Here is a 17,919-nt window from a genome sequence, read left to right as displayed (position 1 = left end):
GCCTTTGTGACGATGAATGGGTCACTTACTTCTAATAGGCTATTATATGTGTTTTATAATGAATCCACCATAATCATTTACTCTGTGTTCCTATATGGCAAATATTCTAAAAATTTCTTGGATGCAAGGGAAAGTGATTTTTGTTCTCTCATCGCAACACCAATATTTCTAAAAGCAGGTACTTCTAGCTCTTTCGCTATAATTTTGTGCGGAATGCGCTGTAATATCAATTCTGGCAAAATACTGATTCCTAGCCCATTTTCCACCATAGACATAATGGCATAGTCATCCCATGTTGTAAAATTAACATGCGGTGAAATATGGTGCCTCTCAAAAATTTCAGAGATCTCTGCTTTAGCTCCTTTCTCCAACAGCATAAACGGACTGTTCAATAAGCCGTTGAGGGGAAACGTTTCGCAATTAGCTAGAGAATGATTTTTTGGAAGCACTGCCAGTAAACGATCTTGTTCCAAAAAGATTGTTTCAAGTTCTGCTTTTGTAGGCAGCCGCAAAAATCCAAAGTCAACACGCCCATTTAGGATCCAGCTCTCAATTTCAGTATAATCACCAAGCAAAAATTCAAAATCAATCTTTGGGTAATCCTTTTTAAAAATTTTAATCATGTTAGGGAGCCAATGAGATGCTACGCTGGAAAATGTCCCAATGCGAATCAGCCCAGATTCCACATTATGTAAGTCTTTAATTTGCTTCATTAAGATTTCATACTCATTGCAAATTCGCTTTAATTGGGGCAGTAATTTTAAGCCATCCGAGGTTAAATTGATACCCGCGCGTCCTCGCTCAAAAAGGAAAATCCCCCATTCCTTTTCTAAATCGTTAATCATTCGGCTAATCCCAGACTGTGAATAGTCCAATATTTCGGCAGCTTTTGTAAAACTACCCGATTCCACTACTTTTACAAATGCCATATATTTTTGGATATTCATTTCTCTTTGCCCCCACATCTGGTTTTATCATATATTGTATGATAAACATTCGTTTTTGTAATACATGGGGATATGATATGTTATTACTATTAATAATTCAAGTTATGAAAGGGTATGAAAAGATGTTTATTGTGAATGAAATTTTGCAAAATGCACCAGACAGCTGCAAGTCACAGAATCTGCGAGTTATAAGCTGTTTCGCGGATTCGCAGGAGTAGATGATGAAATCTAAAATTCAGTTTATATTATCAATGATTATTTTCGGTACAATTGGGTTAGTTGTTCGAAACATTGATCTATCTTCGAGCGAAAGAGCTTTATTAAGTAGTTTCATAGGATGCTTATTTTTGCTGTTAATATTCTTCATGATGAAGAAAAAAATTTCATGGAATGTAGTCAAATCTAATGCTTTATTTTTGATTCTTTCAGGTATTGCATTGGGGGGAAATTGGATTTTTCTTTATCAATCATATGACCATACAACAATTGCCAATGCAACGCTAGGTTATTACTTTGCACCTGTATTTGTGATGATTCTATCTCCCTTTGTACTGCGGGAACAATTATTCATCAAGAAAATGATGTGTATTGGTATAGCGATCATAGGGATGATAATGATTGTCGGAGAAGGCGTGAGAGCATCCAGCTCAGACGATCTTCTTGGCCTTACCTTCGGACTAATCGCAGCTGCATTTTATGCTGCGTTATTGCTTCTAAATAAATTTATTAAAGATATGGGAAAGTTAGAGCTGACTATCATTCAGCTTGGAACAACCACTTTGCTTCTAATGCCATATGCTTTCTTGACTTCCGGCTTTGGTATCTTTGAAGTATCAAGCTCCTCCATTTCTTATATTTTAATTTTAGGGATTATTAATACTGGGATTGGATTTTGGTTATTTTTCTCTGGTATGGAAGGATTAAAAGGACAGAGTATAGCTATGCTAAGTTACGTAGATCCATTTGTAGCCATATTAATTTCTGCCATTATCCTGCATGAACAAATGACCATTGTTCAAATGCTTGGCGGTGTATTGCTATTAGGCTCTACATTTGTCAGTGAGATTAAATCAGTCAACTTTTCAAAACAACAAATGAATACACCAGCTGAATAACTTAAAGGCTCTTTTCGTAAAGTTTGTTGTTTTTGGGAATAACACTGTCCGTTCCTTTCCGCTACAGGCGCTCAGCAAACCCGCGGGGAGGAAGTCGAGCCTCCTCGACGTTCCGTCTGCGGGGTCTCGACCTTTCCTCTATTTCCCGCAGGAGTCAAGCACCTTTCGCTCCAATCCACTCGGTGTTTTCAATAGAGTTAAAAGCAACAATCTCTGAGAAAAGAGCCAACTTAAAAAAAGCGGAACCAGTTGTTTCCCACTTTTTTGTATTTTGAGTGTTCTTTTTTCAAACTACCCAATTAGTGACTAAACTTTTCCAGTGTTAACTTGAAAACGTTTTTATTAAGTGATATTCTTTAATAAATATTTTTGTTCGGTGTATTTCGTCTTGATGACCACTTAGAGCAAGGATAGGAATATATTGTGTGTTAACACACTAGGAGGCAACTGAAAAATGGAAAATGGCAAGGTAAAATGGTTTAACAGCGAAAAAGGCTTTGGATTCATCGAGCGTGAAGGTGGAGAAGATGTCTTCGTACACTTCTCAGCTATCCAAGGCGAAGGCTTCAAAAGTCTTGAAGAAGGTCAATCAGTTACTTTTGACGTTGAGCAAGGTAACCGTGGACCTCAAGCGGCTAACGTTCGTAAAGCTTAATTTAAACTCATTGACGGACTCCACTTTGGGAGTCTGTTTTTTAATGCTAAAAAAATAAGGACCCTACTTTTGAATAAGTGGGGAAGAAGCTGAAAATTAAACGGTATACAAAGCAGTACATAAATGTTGAAAAGCTCATTCGCTGTTCAATAAATGAAAAAGAAATGGCTCAGTATGTGGACTGCCATTTCTTTTTGCTGTATACATTAGTGATTATACTAACGATTAAGAACATAGACCATATTAATAGAGATTTCATGTACTATTTGTGTTCCTTTTCATCAAGCAGCCAATTTCTTTTCCATACGATCATTCGGTAAAAAGACGGCAATCAGTGAGCCAGCAAGCGGGAGCAGCGAGAGAATGGTGAAAACGGTCGCGATCCCAAAGATGTCAGATATGCCGCCCATAAACACGGATCCAATCCCGCCGGCACCTACACCAAATCCAATCGAAAGTCCGGACGCCAGACCAATGTTTTTCGGCAGCATGCGCTGCATGTAAACCACACTGACAGAGAAGGAAGAAAGAACACTGAAACCAAACAAGAGCAGCACAAGTACCGACAACACCCCATGTACATAAGGGAACATGAGCGCAAACGGTGTCGCTATCAGCATCGAGCTGACCAGTAAACGTTTCATGCCAAGTTTGTCTGCCAGAACTCCGCCGACAAAAGTACCAAGTGCTCCTGCTCCGACAAAGACAAAGCTAAGAATCTCTGATTGTTGAATGGTGAGGTTGTGCAGGTAAAAAGGCAAAAAGACGACAACACCAATTTGGCACCAGGAACGCAGGATGATTACAAGGGAAAGCAGGGTAGCTCCCAGTAAATTGTTGTCTCCATATATTTGTTTCTTTGATTGAAGTTTAGTAGTCTCTAATTTTTCACTTAACCAAGGCAGAATTTGTCCAGTTAATAGAAGAGATAAGAACGCTACTGGAATGAGCCATAGGAGTCCCTGAATCCCTGAGTGGCTAACATATAGGGAAACTAATAATGGCCCAAAGGCTTGCCCGGCATTTCCACCAACCTGAAAAATGGCTTGGGCGAGAGCTTTTTTAGATCCCGAAGCAAGATGGGTAGCTCGGGAGGCTTCCGGATGGAACGCGCCCGATCCGAGACCAGAGATCGAAATAAATAAAAGCAGCCAAGGCAGTGATGGTGCAAATCCTGTTAAAGCAAGCCCCATAATCGAACAGAACACTCCTGCTGGATACAGCCAGACACGAGGCTTTCGGTCCGCGAACATGCCAAACAAAGGCTGAGAGACGGAGGATGTTAGATAAGACATTAAAACCACTAGTGTGGACTGGGTATAGTTTAGGTCAAAGGCTTGTTTGTATAGCACAACCAGTGCCGGAACCATACCTGTGGTCACTAAATCATTTAAAAAATGTGAGCCGCTGAAGGTAAAAACACCTCGTCGAAAAAGGGGTTCTTTTCCTTTCATTATGGGTTGTGATGCTGTTTCCAATGGTGTGCTCCTCCAATCAATTGCAAAGCGATATTTTGTGGTACAAATTTTTTCCTTTTTTAATAATATCTCAGCTTCATATAATTGTCACTTTTTCAAACCTTAATTTGGAAAGGGATTTTTTGGAAGGGTGATTGGTGATGAATGAAAAAAATAGATGGGTGTTCCCGTAAAAAACCAGGGGAAACCCATCATTTTTTTCTAGATTGGCAGATGATTTACTTCATTGGCAACGCGAATGCCTGATTCAATTGCCCCCTGCATCCAACCGTGGGTAAGTGTCGTATGTTCTCCTGCAAAGTGAACTCTTCCTTCTGGCATTGTTATATAAGGAAACAATTCATTTTCCTGGCCAGGCTCAAATGCCACCACCGCTCCTGTAGCCAGCGGATTATCGACCCAGCTATAAGAAGTACCAGAAACAAATTCAGAATAGACTTGGTTTCCAAAAATTTCGGCTAAATTCTTTAAGGCGAATTGAATTCGTTCTTCGTTTGATAAACCATTCCATGTCATCGCTTCATCCGCCCATGTATAGCTTGCGACCACCACAGCCGGTTCAGAGGTGCCGATCCCCTGACTCGGGTAATAGGTGAACCGAATGGGCAGGTCCGTGATAGATTTACCGCCGTATTGGCCGTACCTTTCCCAAAAACGGCTCTTAAACTGAATTCCGATTTTTGTGGCAGCCATATAGTTGATTTCACGAATCGCTCTGTGTTTGTAATATGAAAAAGAATGATAAGGTTCAATGGTTACAAATCGTAATACAGAAAAGGGGATGGTGATGATGGCAAGGTCACTAAAAGTAGTCGAATTGGATAATGTACGAGGATTAGTCGAATGGATGGTGACACCATTGTTATGTTGGGAAATTTTTGTTATCCGATGATTAAACCAAATATCCTCTTTTAACTGTGGCAAAAATGCCTTCGGAAGCAGATCCATTCCACCAGTGATTTCAGAGAAATGATTAGTTGAGAGGTCCGCCGTTTCGCGCAAAACTTCAAGGAACGACATCCCCATAAAAGCTTCATAGTCGAGAAGGACATCAATCATATCAATGGCACCATCTGAAAAAGTCGTTCCATATTGATAATGATACGATTTCAAGAACGTACCGAGTGACTGGTTTTTAAATTCTTTTTCGATAAGAGGCCAATGTCTCTTTGGGTTCTTATTAATAAATTGCACAATCGGATCTGTTGCTAATTTCCATAGTTCTTCTGCGCTCTTGCCTTTTTCATTCGGCTTGACAGGAAAGTTTAGTATATCAGGATTTTGTTCAAATATGCTGAGAAGGGTCTTGACACCATTTACATAAAGAATGTCAGTAGAAGTCCGGTTGATAAAAGGGTTTACGGGCAATCCAAATTTTTTAATATATTCTAGAGTCAATAAATGGGTATGGGGAATACGCATAGGGCCTGTGTTTAAATAAAGTCCATTGCTGAATGGGCCGCGAATCGTGCATATACGTCCGCCAACCGTGCTGCTGGCTTCTAAAATCGTAACCTTGTGCCCCGCCTCCTTCAGCAGGGAGGCTGCCACAAGCCCTGCAATTCCCGCACCGACAATGGTAATATGCTTAGGAGTTTGTGTTTTATTAAGCCCATTCCTAATCATGTGCATCATTTGTTGGGGCGTAAATAATGTTGGTCCATTCATATTTATTGGCATCTCTCTACCTCGTTTAAATAAGAATTAATACATTTTATTCACTTGTTGAGATGTCTATGTACGATGAATGGGGACGGTTCTGATGTAAACAAAAAGAGAGGGGCCGCTTCTTGTATTGATTCGCAAATATTACAGGGAGATTCGCAAATAAAAGGAGAAGATTCGCAATTAATAGGGATTTTTCGCAAATAACTTGCAGGGGCAGTGCCTTCATGTTTCCGGTCCGCATCTATTACAGGGGGAATCGTAAATAAAAAGGAGAATTTCGCAACTATTCCGCTTGGATTCGCAAATACTTTGTTTGAAATCGAAAATTAGATAAAAAAAATGAGGAACATCACTCAGATGTTTCTCATTTTTTATAGTTTTATTGGCGAGGTGCAAACAAGATCACGGCAGCTCCAATTAAGCATATGCCGGCGCCAATCCAGTCATATAAGTCAGGAGCTTTTCGATCAATTCCCCATCCCCATAAGATAGACAGAACGATAAATACTCCTCCATACGCAGCATATACTCTGCCGAAGGATGGGAATGATTGAAAGGTTGCTATGACACCATACAGTGCCAGGATAAGTCCGCCGAAAATTCCCCATTATAATGGTTTACCTCCTCTTAACCATAGCCAAACTAGATAGCCGCCGCCAATTTCGGCAAGTCCAGCAAGTTTAAATAATACAATTGATTTAATCAAATGACATACACCTTTCAAAAGCCTATCTAATTGGAATTATATTTTTCAATTAGGTTTAGGTCAAATTCGGCAAAAACAGCTTGGTAATCAGTCGGGTGAGTTGCTTTTATCTTCATTTTGACTATCACTGTTCCCGTCAAAAAAACGGTCAAGAGCTTCTTTATTTTTCACGAAATCCACTTCCAATACATCCCCAAGCTCTTCATCCCGTTTATTTTGAAAACTGCCATCCTCAGGAATCCGTAAAGTTTCAATCTCGCTGTTCTTTCTCGTAAGTATATCTTTTCCAATTCCAATAAGGGTGGAACTGTTCATATTGGTCTCCAAATATTTATCTAAAAGCCCGATTAGCTCGGGGAGTTTTAACACACTTTTTGGACCTAATGCTTCTTCCTTTAATTTTGAAATCACTTCCTGCTGCCTTTGAATCCGTCCGAAATCACTTAGACGGTCATGACGAAACCTAACATAGCCTAGCAGCTCTTTCCCATGGAGCCGCTGCTTGCCTTCTTCTAACGTCATGCCAATCCCATATGACATCTCATACGGCACGTCCACTTCGATTCCCTTTGGAACGAGAATGTCGACTGCTTTTTCGAAGCCTTTAAAATCGATGATTGCATAATAATGAATATCGAGTCCGAAATTTTCTTTGATTGTTTTACTTAGCAATTCAGTACCGCCAAAAGCGTAGGCGGCATTTAGTTTTTGCTGGCCATGATCGGGGACAGATACAAGCATATCTCGCATTAAAGAAATCAGTTTAAATTGATGTGTTTTTGGGTCATAATGGGCGATCATAATTGTATCTGTTCGGGATTGTTTTTCTCCCCGTGAGTCACTTCCTAATAAAAGCACATTGACCTCATCGATGTTACTCTTTGCATCTTGAACTGTATGTTTTCCCTCCACTTTTTTAAGCGGGGGGTTGATTGTTTTAATTTTTCCTTCTATGTATTGAAAAATGGTAAAGAGACCAACTGTGATAATGCCAATTACAAGCAGGGCGCCAAAAACTCTGCCCCATCTTATTCGTTTCTTTTTTAACCGAGTCAACATTTGCACCACCTAGACTAAACTTATATCCTTGGTTCAAAGACTATTAAGTTGGAAAATTTTACGAATCCCTGAAGTAGTGATTATCCCATAAATAGTTTACATTTATTTAACTATCAGGTTACAATTTTTTAAATTTCTTATTATATTAATAAAAGGTGTCGGGAATGAGGCATGCTATTAGAGGAAGTTTCAGCGTAAAGCATAAAAGGAATTTATTTGATTAATTACAAAAATAATAGTAAGTTATTTGAAAGGTGAAGGTGATTTTCACAGAACCCGAATGTACTAGAAACAACTACATAAATTCACCACTAGAGGTTATGGAATGAAGGTATATAAACTTAAAAAGCAGTTTAATGGATATAAAAAAGGAACACATTTTTATTTGATTAGCGAATCAGAATTTATAGGAGTTAAAGAGTTTGTTTTTAGAACAAAAGATTTAGCCAATAGGATATCCATTAATGAAAATGAACTTCTTAAGAATTTTATTTATATAAAAGAAATCTTTTAACGAATTAATGAGCCATTCTGGAGACAAAAAAGAGCTGCCCCCTATAAAGGGCAGCTAATCACTATTTTTCCAGCTTGAATCATATTTCTTTAGACGTCAGCGGCAAGAACAGTTTAATCCCCCGCTTATTAAATGGCAAGATTTTTAGATCCGCAATTAGGTGACTGATATAGCCTGCTAAACAGGTATAGAAAACACCGTGAATCCCAAGCGAGGACTCAAAATTGAAAGCAATGACTCCGAAGAATACAACGCCTAAGATGGAATGAGTATAGCTCCGATGAGAAGTCAAGGAAGCAATGATAAAGAAAATTCCTAAGAGGATGATCCATAGCTCCCTTAAAGATAATCCTCCAAGCAGAACAGCAATCCCCGTAATGGTTAACATATGTTTTTGCTTAATGAGGGATGCAGCCAGGACGATCAAAAGCCCGATACCGATCCCCATCCATCGTTCTGCTGCCGTTTTCTCTAAGATACTATAGGAAATCATCAGCAATCCAATGATCATCGCAGATAGCCGAACCATCTTATGCGACAGTGTAATTTTTCCGCGAAGCTTCCCGTCAATATCCAAATCAGGCATCAATCCTGACACGGCTCCTAATCCGACAAATAAGAGTGTCGCAGAAGGAGACGTCTGATAGGTATTAGCCACCATATATCCCGTTGCTGATCCAATTACTGCATGTGCTGTACCATTCAAATTCTTTCCACCTCTAAAACTATTAATCTAGTCAAACTAAACAGACATACCTATTTTACACTAAAACATCTGTTCTGTTTACAAGTTAAATTAAATTTCAGTAGACTTGGATTAGGATTCATATTGTTTAACATTTAAAGATGATGAAAGAGGTGAAATCGTAATGCAAACCATAAACAAAATAGGCCATTCATTTTGGTATATGACACCTGTTTCGGAGACAGACCGGCCGATATTAGGGATGGTTGTGGGAAAAGATAAAAGATTAATGATTGATGCCGGGAATTCGGAAGCACATACTCAATTATTTTTAAAAATGCTGGAGGAACAAAATGTGGGCAGTCCTGATATGGTTGTGTTAACCCATTGGCATTGGGACCATATTTTTGGACTGTCGGCATTAAAGGATAGTGTATCGATTTCTTCAAAAGCAACAAAAGTAGAAATAGAAAAACTAATGCCGTTAGTATGGTCGGATGAGGCTTTAGATGAACGGGTAAAGGCAGGCGCAGAAATTGAATTTTGTGCCAGCTGCATTAAAAAGGAGTTTGCAGATCATAGGAATATACATATCGCATCGCCACAGGTCGTTTTTGACAACGAACTCGAAATCAATCTCGGCGGGGTAACTTGTGTATTAAAGCATGTGGGAGGGGACCATGCTTCTGATTCTGTTGTCATCTATATTAAAGAAGAGAAAATATTATTTTTAGGTGATAGCATTTATCCTGATATATTTTCTCCCAAACGGAACTATACAATTAAACGAACAAAGGAACTGTCGGCAATCCTGGAACAGTTTGATGCAGAGACCTATATCCTTTCCCACTGGAAACCAATATCGCGGACTGAGTTTACCAGCGAAATGCAATTGTTAAAGACAGTGGCCGATTACACAGAAACATATAACGGTGATGCAGAACAAATAAAAGCGAAATACGAACGAAAGTTAAATCGTGAGTTAAACGAAGATGAATCGGAAACGATCGAATATTTTGTAAATGGATATGAATTATAACTCACTTTCACTTAATCTCGTGAACTTGATTGCTTAAGGTTCTCGTAATGTTCATTAAACACTTTAAAAAGCCGTTCATCCCCGCCTCGGTCGGGATGGAGGGCTTTTAGCAGTTTCTTAAATTCTTTCTTCATTAGATGAATGCTTGAGTCTTGATTTAATCCCAAAAACTCACCGTAGTGAGAAGTCCTAGATTCGGTGACTTCAATCTGTGTGTTAAGTAATTTTTTTAAGGTGCGTACCTTTGATTGTTCAATATGTATACGGGTTTTTAATATTACTATCTGTTCGGTAAGGTTTTGATTTACTTCTAGGGACTCTTTTAATTGAGCGGTAAGTTGAGCGGTATGCTTATGGATGATAAATTCAATTAGATCCTTAACATTGATTTTGTAGGTAGTTGTTCTCCTTCTGTTTATTTCGGCCTTCATTTTGCCTTCCTTAATCCACGCTATTACGTCATCGTCACTGGCGGTTATGCCAGACAGGGTTAATTGCTCAGCAGCTTCTTTTATGTTCAACATCATTTTTCACTCGCTTTTTTTAAAATCTAGCATTCTGTATTACAGATAGAACCATCATAACATTGAATTTTTTCAGAAAAAGAACAAGAGTATGACATTAAATTAAAGTCTCTTTACATTGAGACATTTTAAAAAAAAGGATGCTCTATAGGTGAGAACATCCAAATTTTATGGATAGATGAGTTATTTATGAATAAAAACCTGCGTGCCAATAGGGACTAAAGATGACAATTCGAGAACATCATGATTAAACATTCTAATACAACCATGTGAGACATTCTTACCGATAGAAGATGGATTATTTGTTCCATGTATACCGTAATGAGGTCTTGACAATCCCATCCAAAGGACTCCGAATGGTCCGCCGGGATGAGGATCTTTGTTTATAATCGTGTAGGTTCCAGTAGGAGTTGGTGTCAATATTTTCCCAACTGCAATTGGGTAAGTTTTTAGAAGCTTATGACGATCAAAGAGTTTTAATTGGTGTTTTGATGTTGATACATCAATCCATTTCGCCATGTGGATCCACTCCATTTTTTGATTAGTGTATTAAACAAAACAAACAAATGTTCATTAACAAGAATTGGCGAACCGTTATTTTTACTTGCGAAACCAATTAATCTAGTATTTGTAGACGTATTTTGGAAACATTCTTTAGACCATCAGCATAAAATAGGCTCTTGATTTAGTGACAGCAACCTATAAGAAATCATAATTTGTTGAAGAGAGTACACAGCGAATCTGATGTCTTGATATACACAAATAAAAACAATCACTCTCTATACAGTTTTCAGCTGATTAAATACAAAGGGGAGGAAAAAATGCAAAATTTTCATAATGAGCTGCAAGGGTTGGGAATCGACCCTTATCAAGCTGGTCAGTTAGTTCCATTCGACCAACAGATGGATGATTCACGATTGTGGGGTCGCTGTGGCGGCTTCCATCGATGCGGAGGCTTTGGTTTTCGCTGTGGTTTTGGCTGCGGTTTTCGTTGTGGTTTTCGTTGCGGCGGTTTTGGCTGCGGCTTCGGTTGCGGCTTTGGCTGTGGCTTCGGCTGCGGCTTCGGCTTCGGTGGATTTGGCTGTTTTGGCTGTGTTGGTATCGGTGTCGGTTTTATTTAATTGGTGTGGCTTTTGGCAATTACTCCAAAAATATGAAACAAAGTGCCCCTGCACGGTCTTGCGCCTCAGGGGCTCTTTTTACTGTGTTTATCATATTGGACAAAAAATCGTACATAAACTGATAGTGCGCAAGTAGTAAAGATAGGAATAAGGAGGAGCGCCAGTGACAGAACTTACCTCGTCCTCACGTCTAAAGGTCAAAAGGGATACCTTTTTTCTCCCAGACCAAAAGGGGGGTGTCTATTTTAGAAATAACACAAGTTCATTCAAAATGGAAGGCAAAACCATCTATCAGTGGATTGAAAAATTGGTTCCGATGTTCAATGGAGAGCACACTTTGGAAACTTTGACACACGGACTAACGCCGCCTTACCGTGACAGGGTATTCGAGATTGGAGAAACGTTGTACAAGAATGGGTTTGTTCGAGATGTCAGCAAAGATATTCCCCATGCATTAAATCGTCAAGTTCTTGAAAAATATGTATCACAAATTGAATTCATCGAGAATTTTGTCGATTCAGCTGCTTACAAATTTCAAGAATACCGCCAAGCTAAGGTTTTGGCTGTAGGTTCAGGACCCTTCATGGTTTCTTTGGTTTCTGCTTTACTGGAATCAGGACTGCCCAAATTAAATGTCATGATAACAGATGGGGTTCCAACCAATCGGTTCCGTGTCCACGAGTTGGTGGAAAATGCGAGAAAAATAGATTCTGAGGTAGAATTGGCAGAAGTCCCTTACCATCATGGGGCAGGGATAAATTTTTGGAAAGAAGCCGTTTCGGACTATGATTGGATTCTATATGTTTCTCAGGAGGGAAATTTAAATGAATTAAGGAGTCTAAATCAAGTCTGCAAAGAAGAAAAAAAGGCATTCCTTCCAGCCATCTGTTTGGAAAAAAAGGGGATCTGCGGTCCGTTGACCCATCCTGAATCAGAGGAATGCTTTGAGTCAGGGTGGCGAAGAATTCATCAATCTTACCTGCAATCAGGAAAGCAGTCTGAAGAGTATTTTTCCACATCAGGAGCGCTTTTAGCCAATGTCTCAGTTTTTGAATTTTTCAAGAAGGCTACAGGAGTTGCAGGTTCAAATCAAAGTAATCAAATTTACCTGCTTAATCTTGAAACGATGGAAGGAGACTGGCTTTCTTACATCACACATCCCTTATTAGCAGCTAAACGTAATACACCTGAACTGATTGAAAATCTTGATGAAAGACTGAAGCAAGAAACGGACAGGGATGAGGAACCGGGTTTGCTTTTAGAGTATTTCAGTCGATTAACGTCAAAAGAAATAGGCATTTTCCATACCTGGGAGGAACGGGATTCGCTGCAGCTTCCTCTTTCTCAGTGCTATGTTCAGGCTGTTGACCCATTGTCAGAGGGACCTGCAGAGCTGCTTCAGGAAGTGTTATGTTTAGGCCTGACACATGAGGAAGCAAGAAGAAAAGCTGGGTTGAAGGGTATTGAAATGTATGTTTCAAAAATGATAGATTCCAATCTATTTAGAGGCAGGAATCAGTCAGAGGGAGCACCAGTCGGTTTTATGGGCATCGGTTCGGGGGAAACAATTGCAGAGGCTGTTTGTCGGGGGCTGCAAGCCTATCTGGATGAAGAGTTGGAAAAAAGAAAGGCTGAAGGGCACAACACGGTTTATCGTATGCCGATTGGAGCCATAGAAGATAAAACATGCAGATTTTATATTAATGCCCTGAATACCTTGAAGGGTTCACCGGCCATTGGTGTAAAAGAAGATTTAGCAGGCTTCCCAGTTGTATGGGTAAAGTCAAACGGCCGCTGGTACACAGGCACTGGCTTAAATGCAACATTGGCATTGCGAAATACACTCGAGCAAGCACTTTTCGATGCTCAAAACGGGATTAGTTCCGCTGAAAGGCAAGAGAATGATTCGATGATTTATCTGGAAAGAATAGGTACCAAATTCGAAATCTCTTCATGTGAAGACATGACACAATTGGAGCTATTGCAATCTGCTATTCAGGTGCTGCACAGAAACAACAAACAGCTATTAGTCTATGACCTGTCGTTGGAGCCTTTTTTACAACAAGGGCTGGCAGGAGTGTTTGGTGTGCAGGTCCGAGAGGGGGATCCCAAATGACTGCACAGATCCTCATCGACGGAAATGGTTTATTAGCGGATTATGTCTGTGACCAATTGGCAGCCGATTATCTAGTAAGACGTCAAAGCATTATGGAAGAGATTCCCGAAGGAACAAAATTAGTATTGGTGCTTGACGATGCTTGGCATCCAGCCGTTCATCAAAAAGCGGAACAGAGATGCAGAACCACCGGTATTCCTTGGATTCGAGGTTTCGTTTCCTTTGGTGAGGGGATCATTGGCCCAATAATAAGGAGAGAAAAACCGGGATGCTCACTCTGTGCTGACAAACGGCGCTTGATCGCCGGACCCGACCGCCTTGAAATGTGGGGAATACAGGCGAAATTGACTTCAAGTGAAAGTGTGCTGCATGATGCCTGGGCTTCCCGAACGGGGCTATCGCAAATGGCCATCTTGATCAGAAACGAGGTTGAAAAAGTTCTTCAAGGTGAACCCTCCTTCTTGGAAGAAAGAATGTTCATTACCAATCTGAGATCGTTAACGACCTCTAGTCACTTTTTCCTGCCGGAACCATTGTGCCCGGTCTGCAGCCCAATCCCTGAAGACATACCGGAATTAGCACAAATCAAGTTGGAATCCAGTCCTAAATTCAATGGTGAAGGCTATCGCACTCGTTCGATGGATGAATTGAAAACGGTGTTAGCCGCAGATTATCTGGATGAGCGGACTGGAATCATGAATGGAAAAATGGAGGATTTCAGGCTCCCATTTGCCGATGTCCTGGTGAACATGCCGCTGTTTGGAGCGGACGAAGGAGTAGCGGGCCGTACTAATTCCTATGAAATGAGTGAGCTGACGGCCATTTTGGAGGGGCTGGAGCGATATTGCGGAATCGAGCCTCAAGGCAAAAGGAGGAAAGTCCGAGATAGTTATAACAATGTAAAGCATATTGCACTAAATCCTGCATCAGTAGGATTACATGATCAGGACCAATATGCAAAGCCTCATTTTCCGTTTAAACCGTTTCATCCTAATGCCCCGATGAATTGGGTCTGGGGTTATTCTTTTTTACAAGAACGTTCAATACTGGTACCGGAGCTGCTTGCCTATTACAGTTTGGGCAATGGGGATGGCTATGTTTACGAAACCTCTAATGGATGTGCGTTGGGTGGGAGCTTGGAGGAAGCCATTTTCCATGGGATTATGGAGGTCGTCGAGCGGGATTCCTTCTTGTTAACCTGGTATGCCAAGCTGGCCCTTCCGCGGCTTGATCCTCGTTCAGCTGACGATAAAGAAGTAGAGTTGATGGTGGACCGCTTACGTGATGTCGCGGGATATGACGTTTATCTTTACAATTCAACGATGGAACATGAAATCCCCAGCGTTTTTGCGATTGCAAAAAACAGACAATCAAAGGGGGTGAACCTTATCTGTGCTGCTGGGGCAAATCCTGACCCTGTCAGAGCTGTAAAAAGTTCCCTTTTTGAGCTCGCTGGAATGATGGTTCGGCATGATAAAGAACTGGAGGAAAACCGGCATAAATATGAACAAATGCTGAAGGATCCATATGCAGTCCGGTTGATGCCGGACCATGGCCTGCTCTACGGTCTGAAGGAAGCGGAGAACCGGCTGGACTTTTTATTGGATGACAATCGTCCATTACGAACATTTGCTGAGGAATTTAAACAGCCTCCTTCGAATACCGATTTGAAGGATGACCTGCAGGAAATTCTTCAGCGGTTCCAAGAATTGGACCTTGAAGTTATTGTGGTGGACCAAACAACACCGATCACCAAACGAAATGGATTATACTGTGTAAAGGTTTTGATTCCTGGTATGCTGCCGATGACATTCGGACACCACCTGACCCGCGTCAAAGGGCTGGAAAGGGTCCTCCAAGTGCCAGTGAAACTTGGATACGCCAGACAGCCGTTGTCGTATGAACAGCTAAATCCAGATCCGCATCCATTTCCATAATGGAAAGGAAGGAGGTTTACACTTGAAACTCGAAACATTTCTGCACCACCTTCACTTTGATCCGGATAAAATCGCTCCGCCAGATTGGCAGGTCGATTGGGACGATGCACCGCTTCCCTATAAACTATACCGCGGCCTGCCCGAGATTTCATTGAACGGTGAAGTGCCGTTAACACTTGAACAGCGAAAAGCTGATGCAGAGGCCGGATTAGAGGAACTCGGGTGTTTCTTATGGTATGTATACGGTCTAACGCATTACACACAATCCGCATTCCTTAAGGATCCCGAGGATAGAACTACTGTAAGCTATCTCCAGTTATTACGTAGATTTGTTCCTTCTGGCGGTGCGTTGTATCCCAATGAATTATATGTGTATGTAAAGATGAAGGACGTCCCAACGGGAATTTACCATTACGATACAGCCCATCACAGCCTTCACTTGCTCCGAGAAGGAAATTACGATTCCTACGTGTCCAGGAGCCTTGGAAATTGTGATGTTTCTGACTGTTTCTGCACGGTTTTTGTCTCGACTGTTTTTTGGAAAAATTTTTACAAATATAATAATTTTTCCTACCGTCTACAAGGTTTAGATGCCGGTGTGGTCATTGGGCAAGCATTAGAAGTGGCCGATCGAATGGGCTTCTCATCACGCGTATGCTACCAATTTCTTGATCGTTCTATTAATCATTTACTTGGGCTAACCGAACAGGATGAAAGTGTCTATGCGGTGCTATCTTTATCTATCAATCCATCAATCCAGTGTGATGACAACGTTAATAGAGAGGAGATTGTTTCTGCCGCTGAATTGTCCCAGGAAGTGCCGTTGTTGAAAACGGAAACCTATAACCGTTCAAAGAGAGTACTTGATTACCCGCTGCTCAGAGAGATGAACGGGGCATCGATGTTTGAAACAACCCAGTCATTTGTGAGGATAAAAAAGGATGATCGTGTTCAAAGGTCCTATGGTACGGAATTGATCATGCTTCCATTTACAGAACCCTATTCTTACGATCTTGCTTCTGTTTGTAGAGAGCGGCATTCTCCTGATGTTGATTTTATAATGGGGAAAGTAAGTCAAACCCAACTAGCCACCTTGTTGAAAGAGGTCTTTTCCAAACCTTACCATAATGATCTTGACGTCAAAGATGGAAAAATGGGGACTCGTGTTTCGCTGTACGGCTTTTTTTATAACGTGGAGGGTATACAAAATGGCGCTTACGCCTATGAAAAAGGAGCTCATACACTTAGTAAAATAACCAACGGGGATTTCCGTGAGATATTGCAAAATGGTTTAACCATGCCCAATGTTAATCTGTTTCAAGTTCCGCTCTGCCTGCATTTGGTTGCAGACAAGGATCATCTTAAAGAAGAACTGGGCTATAGGGGATACAGAATTCAACAGATGGAAGCGGGAATATTCTTGCAAAGGCTGCTGTTGGTTTCATGTGCCTTAGGGATGGGAGGCCACCCTTTATTAGGGTTTGATGCGAAACAATGTGATGAACTTTATCGAGCTGAAGCGAAACAAATAACGAGCCTTATCCAAATCCCTGTGGGGCCGTACCGTTCGCGTGCCTGGTTGAAAGGAAGTTTAAAGAGCTAGTTTTAGCTATTTTACTTTTTATAACTGAAAACAGGCAGGGCCCTAGTCAAAGGAGTTTAAAGGACTAGGGTCATTTGTTTTTATTAACGTAAATGACAATGTGTAGGAATGCATGCCGAGTTATAAACAAAAAATTCTTTACTGCAATTGCCTGAAATCAAAATGTAAATATTCTGTCACTATAATATCGTTGAGGTTTTGAATTGATAAGTTTAAACTTTAATTACTATTTTGAGGAGTGATTAAAGTGAAAACAGTTTCAGTAAATGAATTAAAGTTTAAGAAAAATTTAACGATGATTGAACAATTTTCAATCCAAGATTTCCTATTTAGGTATATAAGACAAACCACAGAAGATATTGAAGAGATTTTAAAACTTGAGTATTCAGAGAATGTCTTTGCCAAGATGGAGGCAAAGCCGGAACCAGTGGTACTTATTAATGGGGATGAACAATTCAGATATGTGACAATATCTGAAGATAATCAAATTGTAATAGGTGTTTTAGATTCCAATAAAGAGTTAAAGCATAGAATCATTTTTTTAGATGAAGTATAAGCGACTTACATACATAACAAACCTTTTAATCTAGTTAATATTAATTTTGGACATTTTGGTGAACGTTTTACAGAACTTCAACGTGCGAAAATAGGCTCTTTATATAGTGACAGCAACCTATAAAGAATCATAATTTGTTGAAGAGAGTAAACGGAGTGTTTAATGTTCTAACTTACACAACATCTCTCTATTCAGG

General features: G+C 40.3%; 16 protein-coding genes and 1 pseudogene. 9 read left to right on the top strand and 8 right to left on the bottom strand.

From position 1 onward, the window contains the following. Window positions 1–77: 77 nt before the first annotated feature. Window positions 78–947: a LysR family transcriptional regulator gene (locus tag ACZ5AE_RS17740; RefSeq protein WP_464565931.1), complete on the bottom strand. Its 870-nt coding sequence runs from the start codon at window positions 945–947 to the stop codon at window positions 78–80. A 221-nt stretch (window positions 948–1,168) separates the two neighbouring features. Here ACZ5AE_RS17740 and ACZ5AE_RS17735 point away from each other — a divergent pair, with 221 nt between their 5' ends. Further along, window positions 1,169–2,062, top strand: a complete 894-nt coding sequence (locus tag ACZ5AE_RS17735) for a DMT family transporter (RefSeq protein ID WP_464573656.1) — start codon at window positions 1,169–1,171, stop codon at window positions 2,060–2,062. 454 nt (window positions 2,063–2,516) lie between these two features. Next, window positions 2,517–2,717 (top strand): cold-shock protein, encoded by a 201-nt coding sequence (locus ACZ5AE_RS17730; RefSeq protein WP_090629284.1) that lies wholly within the window; start codon window positions 2,517–2,519, stop codon window positions 2,715–2,717. A 281-nt stretch (window positions 2,718–2,998) separates the two neighbouring features. Here the strand turns inward: ACZ5AE_RS17730 and ACZ5AE_RS17725 are convergent, their stop codons facing one another. The 4 genes and pseudogenes from ACZ5AE_RS17725 to ACZ5AE_RS17710 form a co-directional block, all read right to left on the bottom strand. Continuing rightward, window positions 2,999–4,171 (bottom strand): MFS transporter, encoded by a 1,173-nt coding sequence (locus ACZ5AE_RS17725; RefSeq protein WP_464573655.1) that lies wholly within the window; start codon window positions 4,169–4,171, stop codon window positions 2,999–3,001. A gap of 225 nt (window positions 4,172–4,396) precedes the next feature. Beyond that, complete coding sequence (locus ACZ5AE_RS17720; RefSeq protein WP_464565930.1) at window positions 4,397–5,875, bottom strand: flavin monoamine oxidase family protein; 1,479 nt, start codon at window positions 5,873–5,875, stop codon at window positions 4,397–4,399. 367 nt (window positions 5,876–6,242) lie between these two features. Next, window positions 6,243–6,569 (bottom strand): annotated as a pseudogene (locus ACZ5AE_RS17715) (YnfA family protein). Between the two features lie 87 nt (window positions 6,570–6,656). Then, complete coding sequence (locus ACZ5AE_RS17710) at window positions 6,657–7,628, bottom strand: LCP family protein (RefSeq protein ID WP_464565929.1); 972 nt, start codon at window positions 7,626–7,628, stop codon at window positions 6,657–6,659. A gap of 325 nt (window positions 7,629–7,953) precedes the next feature. Between ACZ5AE_RS17710 and ACZ5AE_RS17705 the strand changes: the two genes are divergently transcribed. Next, window positions 7,954–8,142 carry a hypothetical protein gene (locus ACZ5AE_RS17705; RefSeq protein ID WP_464565928.1) on the top strand — a complete coding sequence of 63 codons (189 nt, stop codon included), beginning with the start codon at window positions 7,954–7,956 and terminating at the stop codon, window positions 8,140–8,142. A gap of 79 nt (window positions 8,143–8,221) precedes the next feature. Here the strand turns inward: ACZ5AE_RS17705 and ACZ5AE_RS17700 are convergent, their stop codons facing one another. Beyond that, window positions 8,222–8,848, bottom strand: coding sequence for a metal-dependent hydrolase (locus ACZ5AE_RS17700; protein ID WP_464565927.1), 627 nt, complete (start codon window positions 8,846–8,848; stop codon window positions 8,222–8,224). 163 nt (window positions 8,849–9,011) lie between these two features. On the opposite strand from ACZ5AE_RS17700, the gene ACZ5AE_RS17695 reads away from it, so the two are divergent. Beyond that, entirely contained in the window at window positions 9,012–9,866 is an 855-nt protein-coding gene (locus tag ACZ5AE_RS17695; RefSeq protein ID WP_464565926.1) for an MBL fold metallo-hydrolase, read from the top strand. Window positions 9,867–9,877: 11 nt separating this feature from the next. On the opposite strand, the gene ACZ5AE_RS17690 is transcribed toward ACZ5AE_RS17695, so the two are convergent. Together ACZ5AE_RS17690 and ACZ5AE_RS17685 are read right to left on the bottom strand one after the other, a co-directional pair. After that, window positions 9,878–10,393: a DnaJ domain-containing protein gene (locus ACZ5AE_RS17690; protein WP_464565925.1), complete on the bottom strand. Its 516-nt coding sequence runs from the start codon at window positions 10,391–10,393 to the stop codon at window positions 9,878–9,880. Window positions 10,394–10,573: 180 nt separating this feature from the next. Beyond that, window positions 10,574–10,909 carry a L,D-transpeptidase gene (locus tag ACZ5AE_RS17685; RefSeq protein ID WP_213119178.1) on the bottom strand — a complete coding sequence of 112 codons (336 nt, stop codon included), beginning with the start codon at window positions 10,907–10,909 and terminating at the stop codon, window positions 10,574–10,576. 230 nt (window positions 10,910–11,139) lie between these two features. On the opposite strand from ACZ5AE_RS17685, the gene ACZ5AE_RS17680 reads away from it, so the two are divergent. The 5 genes from ACZ5AE_RS17680 (at window position 11,140) to ACZ5AE_RS17660 (ending at window position 17,723) form a co-directional block, all read left to right on the top strand. Further along, window positions 11,140–11,511 (top strand): heterocycloanthracin/sonorensin family bacteriocin, encoded by a 372-nt coding sequence (locus ACZ5AE_RS17680; protein ID WP_464565924.1) that lies wholly within the window; start codon window positions 11,140–11,142, stop codon window positions 11,509–11,511. Between the two features lie 163 nt (window positions 11,512–11,674). Continuing rightward, entirely contained in the window at window positions 11,675–13,627 is a 1,953-nt protein-coding gene (locus tag ACZ5AE_RS17675; protein ID WP_464565923.1) for a putative thiazole-containing bacteriocin maturation protein, read from the top strand. Then, window positions 13,624–15,564 (top strand): TOMM precursor leader peptide-binding protein, encoded by a 1,941-nt coding sequence (locus tag ACZ5AE_RS17670; protein ID WP_464565922.1) that lies wholly within the window; start codon window positions 13,624–13,626, stop codon window positions 15,562–15,564. The genes ACZ5AE_RS17675 and ACZ5AE_RS17670 overlap by 4 nt, the downstream gene beginning before the upstream one ends. A 22-nt stretch (window positions 15,565–15,586) precedes the next feature. Next, on the top strand, window positions 15,587–17,167 hold the full coding sequence (locus tag ACZ5AE_RS17665; protein WP_464565921.1) for a SagB family peptide dehydrogenase: 1,581 nt from the start codon (window positions 15,587–15,589) through the stop codon (window positions 17,165–17,167). Between the two features lie 247 nt (window positions 17,168–17,414). After that, window positions 17,415–17,723 carry a hypothetical protein gene (locus ACZ5AE_RS17660; protein ID WP_464565920.1) on the top strand — a complete coding sequence of 103 codons (309 nt, stop codon included), beginning with the start codon at window positions 17,415–17,417 and terminating at the stop codon, window positions 17,721–17,723. The last annotated feature ends 196 nt before the right edge of the window (window positions 17,724–17,919 follow it).

The organism is Neobacillus sp. S1227 (genome assembly GCF_055385255.1).
Note: the sequence above shows the minus strand (reverse complement) of the source record. Positions and strands in the feature narration are given on the sequence as shown.

Excerpts from the sequence above, each read along its gene's own strand:
- ACZ5AE_RS17740 (WP_464565931.1), bottom strand. The coding sequence starts at position 947 with ATGAATATCCAAAAATATATGGCATTTGTAAAAGTAGTGGAATCGGGT.
- ACZ5AE_RS17735 (WP_464573656.1), top strand. The coding sequence starts at position 1,169 with ATGAAATCTAAAATTCAGTTTATATTATCAATGATTATTTTCGGTACA.
- ACZ5AE_RS17730 (WP_090629284.1), top strand. The coding sequence starts at position 2,517 with ATGGAAAATGGCAAGGTAAAATGGTTTAACAGCGAAAAAGGCTTTGGA.
- ACZ5AE_RS17725 (WP_464573655.1), bottom strand. The coding sequence starts at position 4,171 with ATGAAAGGAAAAGAACCCCTTTTTCGACGAGGTGTTTTTACCTTCAGC.
- ACZ5AE_RS17720 (WP_464565930.1), bottom strand. The coding sequence starts at position 5,875 with ATGCCAATAAATATGAATGGACCAACATTATTTACGCCCCAACAAATG.
- ACZ5AE_RS17710 (WP_464565929.1), bottom strand. The coding sequence starts at position 7,628 with ATGTTGACTCGGTTAAAAAAGAAACGAATAAGATGGGGCAGAGTTTTT.
- ACZ5AE_RS17705 (WP_464565928.1), top strand. The coding sequence starts at position 7,954 with ATGAAGGTATATAAACTTAAAAAGCAGTTTAATGGATATAAAAAAGGA.
- ACZ5AE_RS17695 (WP_464565926.1), top strand. The coding sequence starts at position 9,012 with ATGCAAACCATAAACAAAATAGGCCATTCATTTTGGTATATGACACCT.
- ACZ5AE_RS17690 (WP_464565925.1), bottom strand. The coding sequence starts at position 10,393 with ATGATGTTGAACATAAAAGAAGCTGCTGAGCAATTAACCCTGTCTGGC.
- ACZ5AE_RS17685 (WP_213119178.1), bottom strand. The coding sequence starts at position 10,909 with ATGGCGAAATGGATTGATGTATCAACATCAAAACACCAATTAAAACTC.
- ACZ5AE_RS17670 (WP_464565922.1), top strand. The coding sequence starts at position 13,624 with ATGACTGCACAGATCCTCATCGACGGAAATGGTTTATTAGCGGATTAT.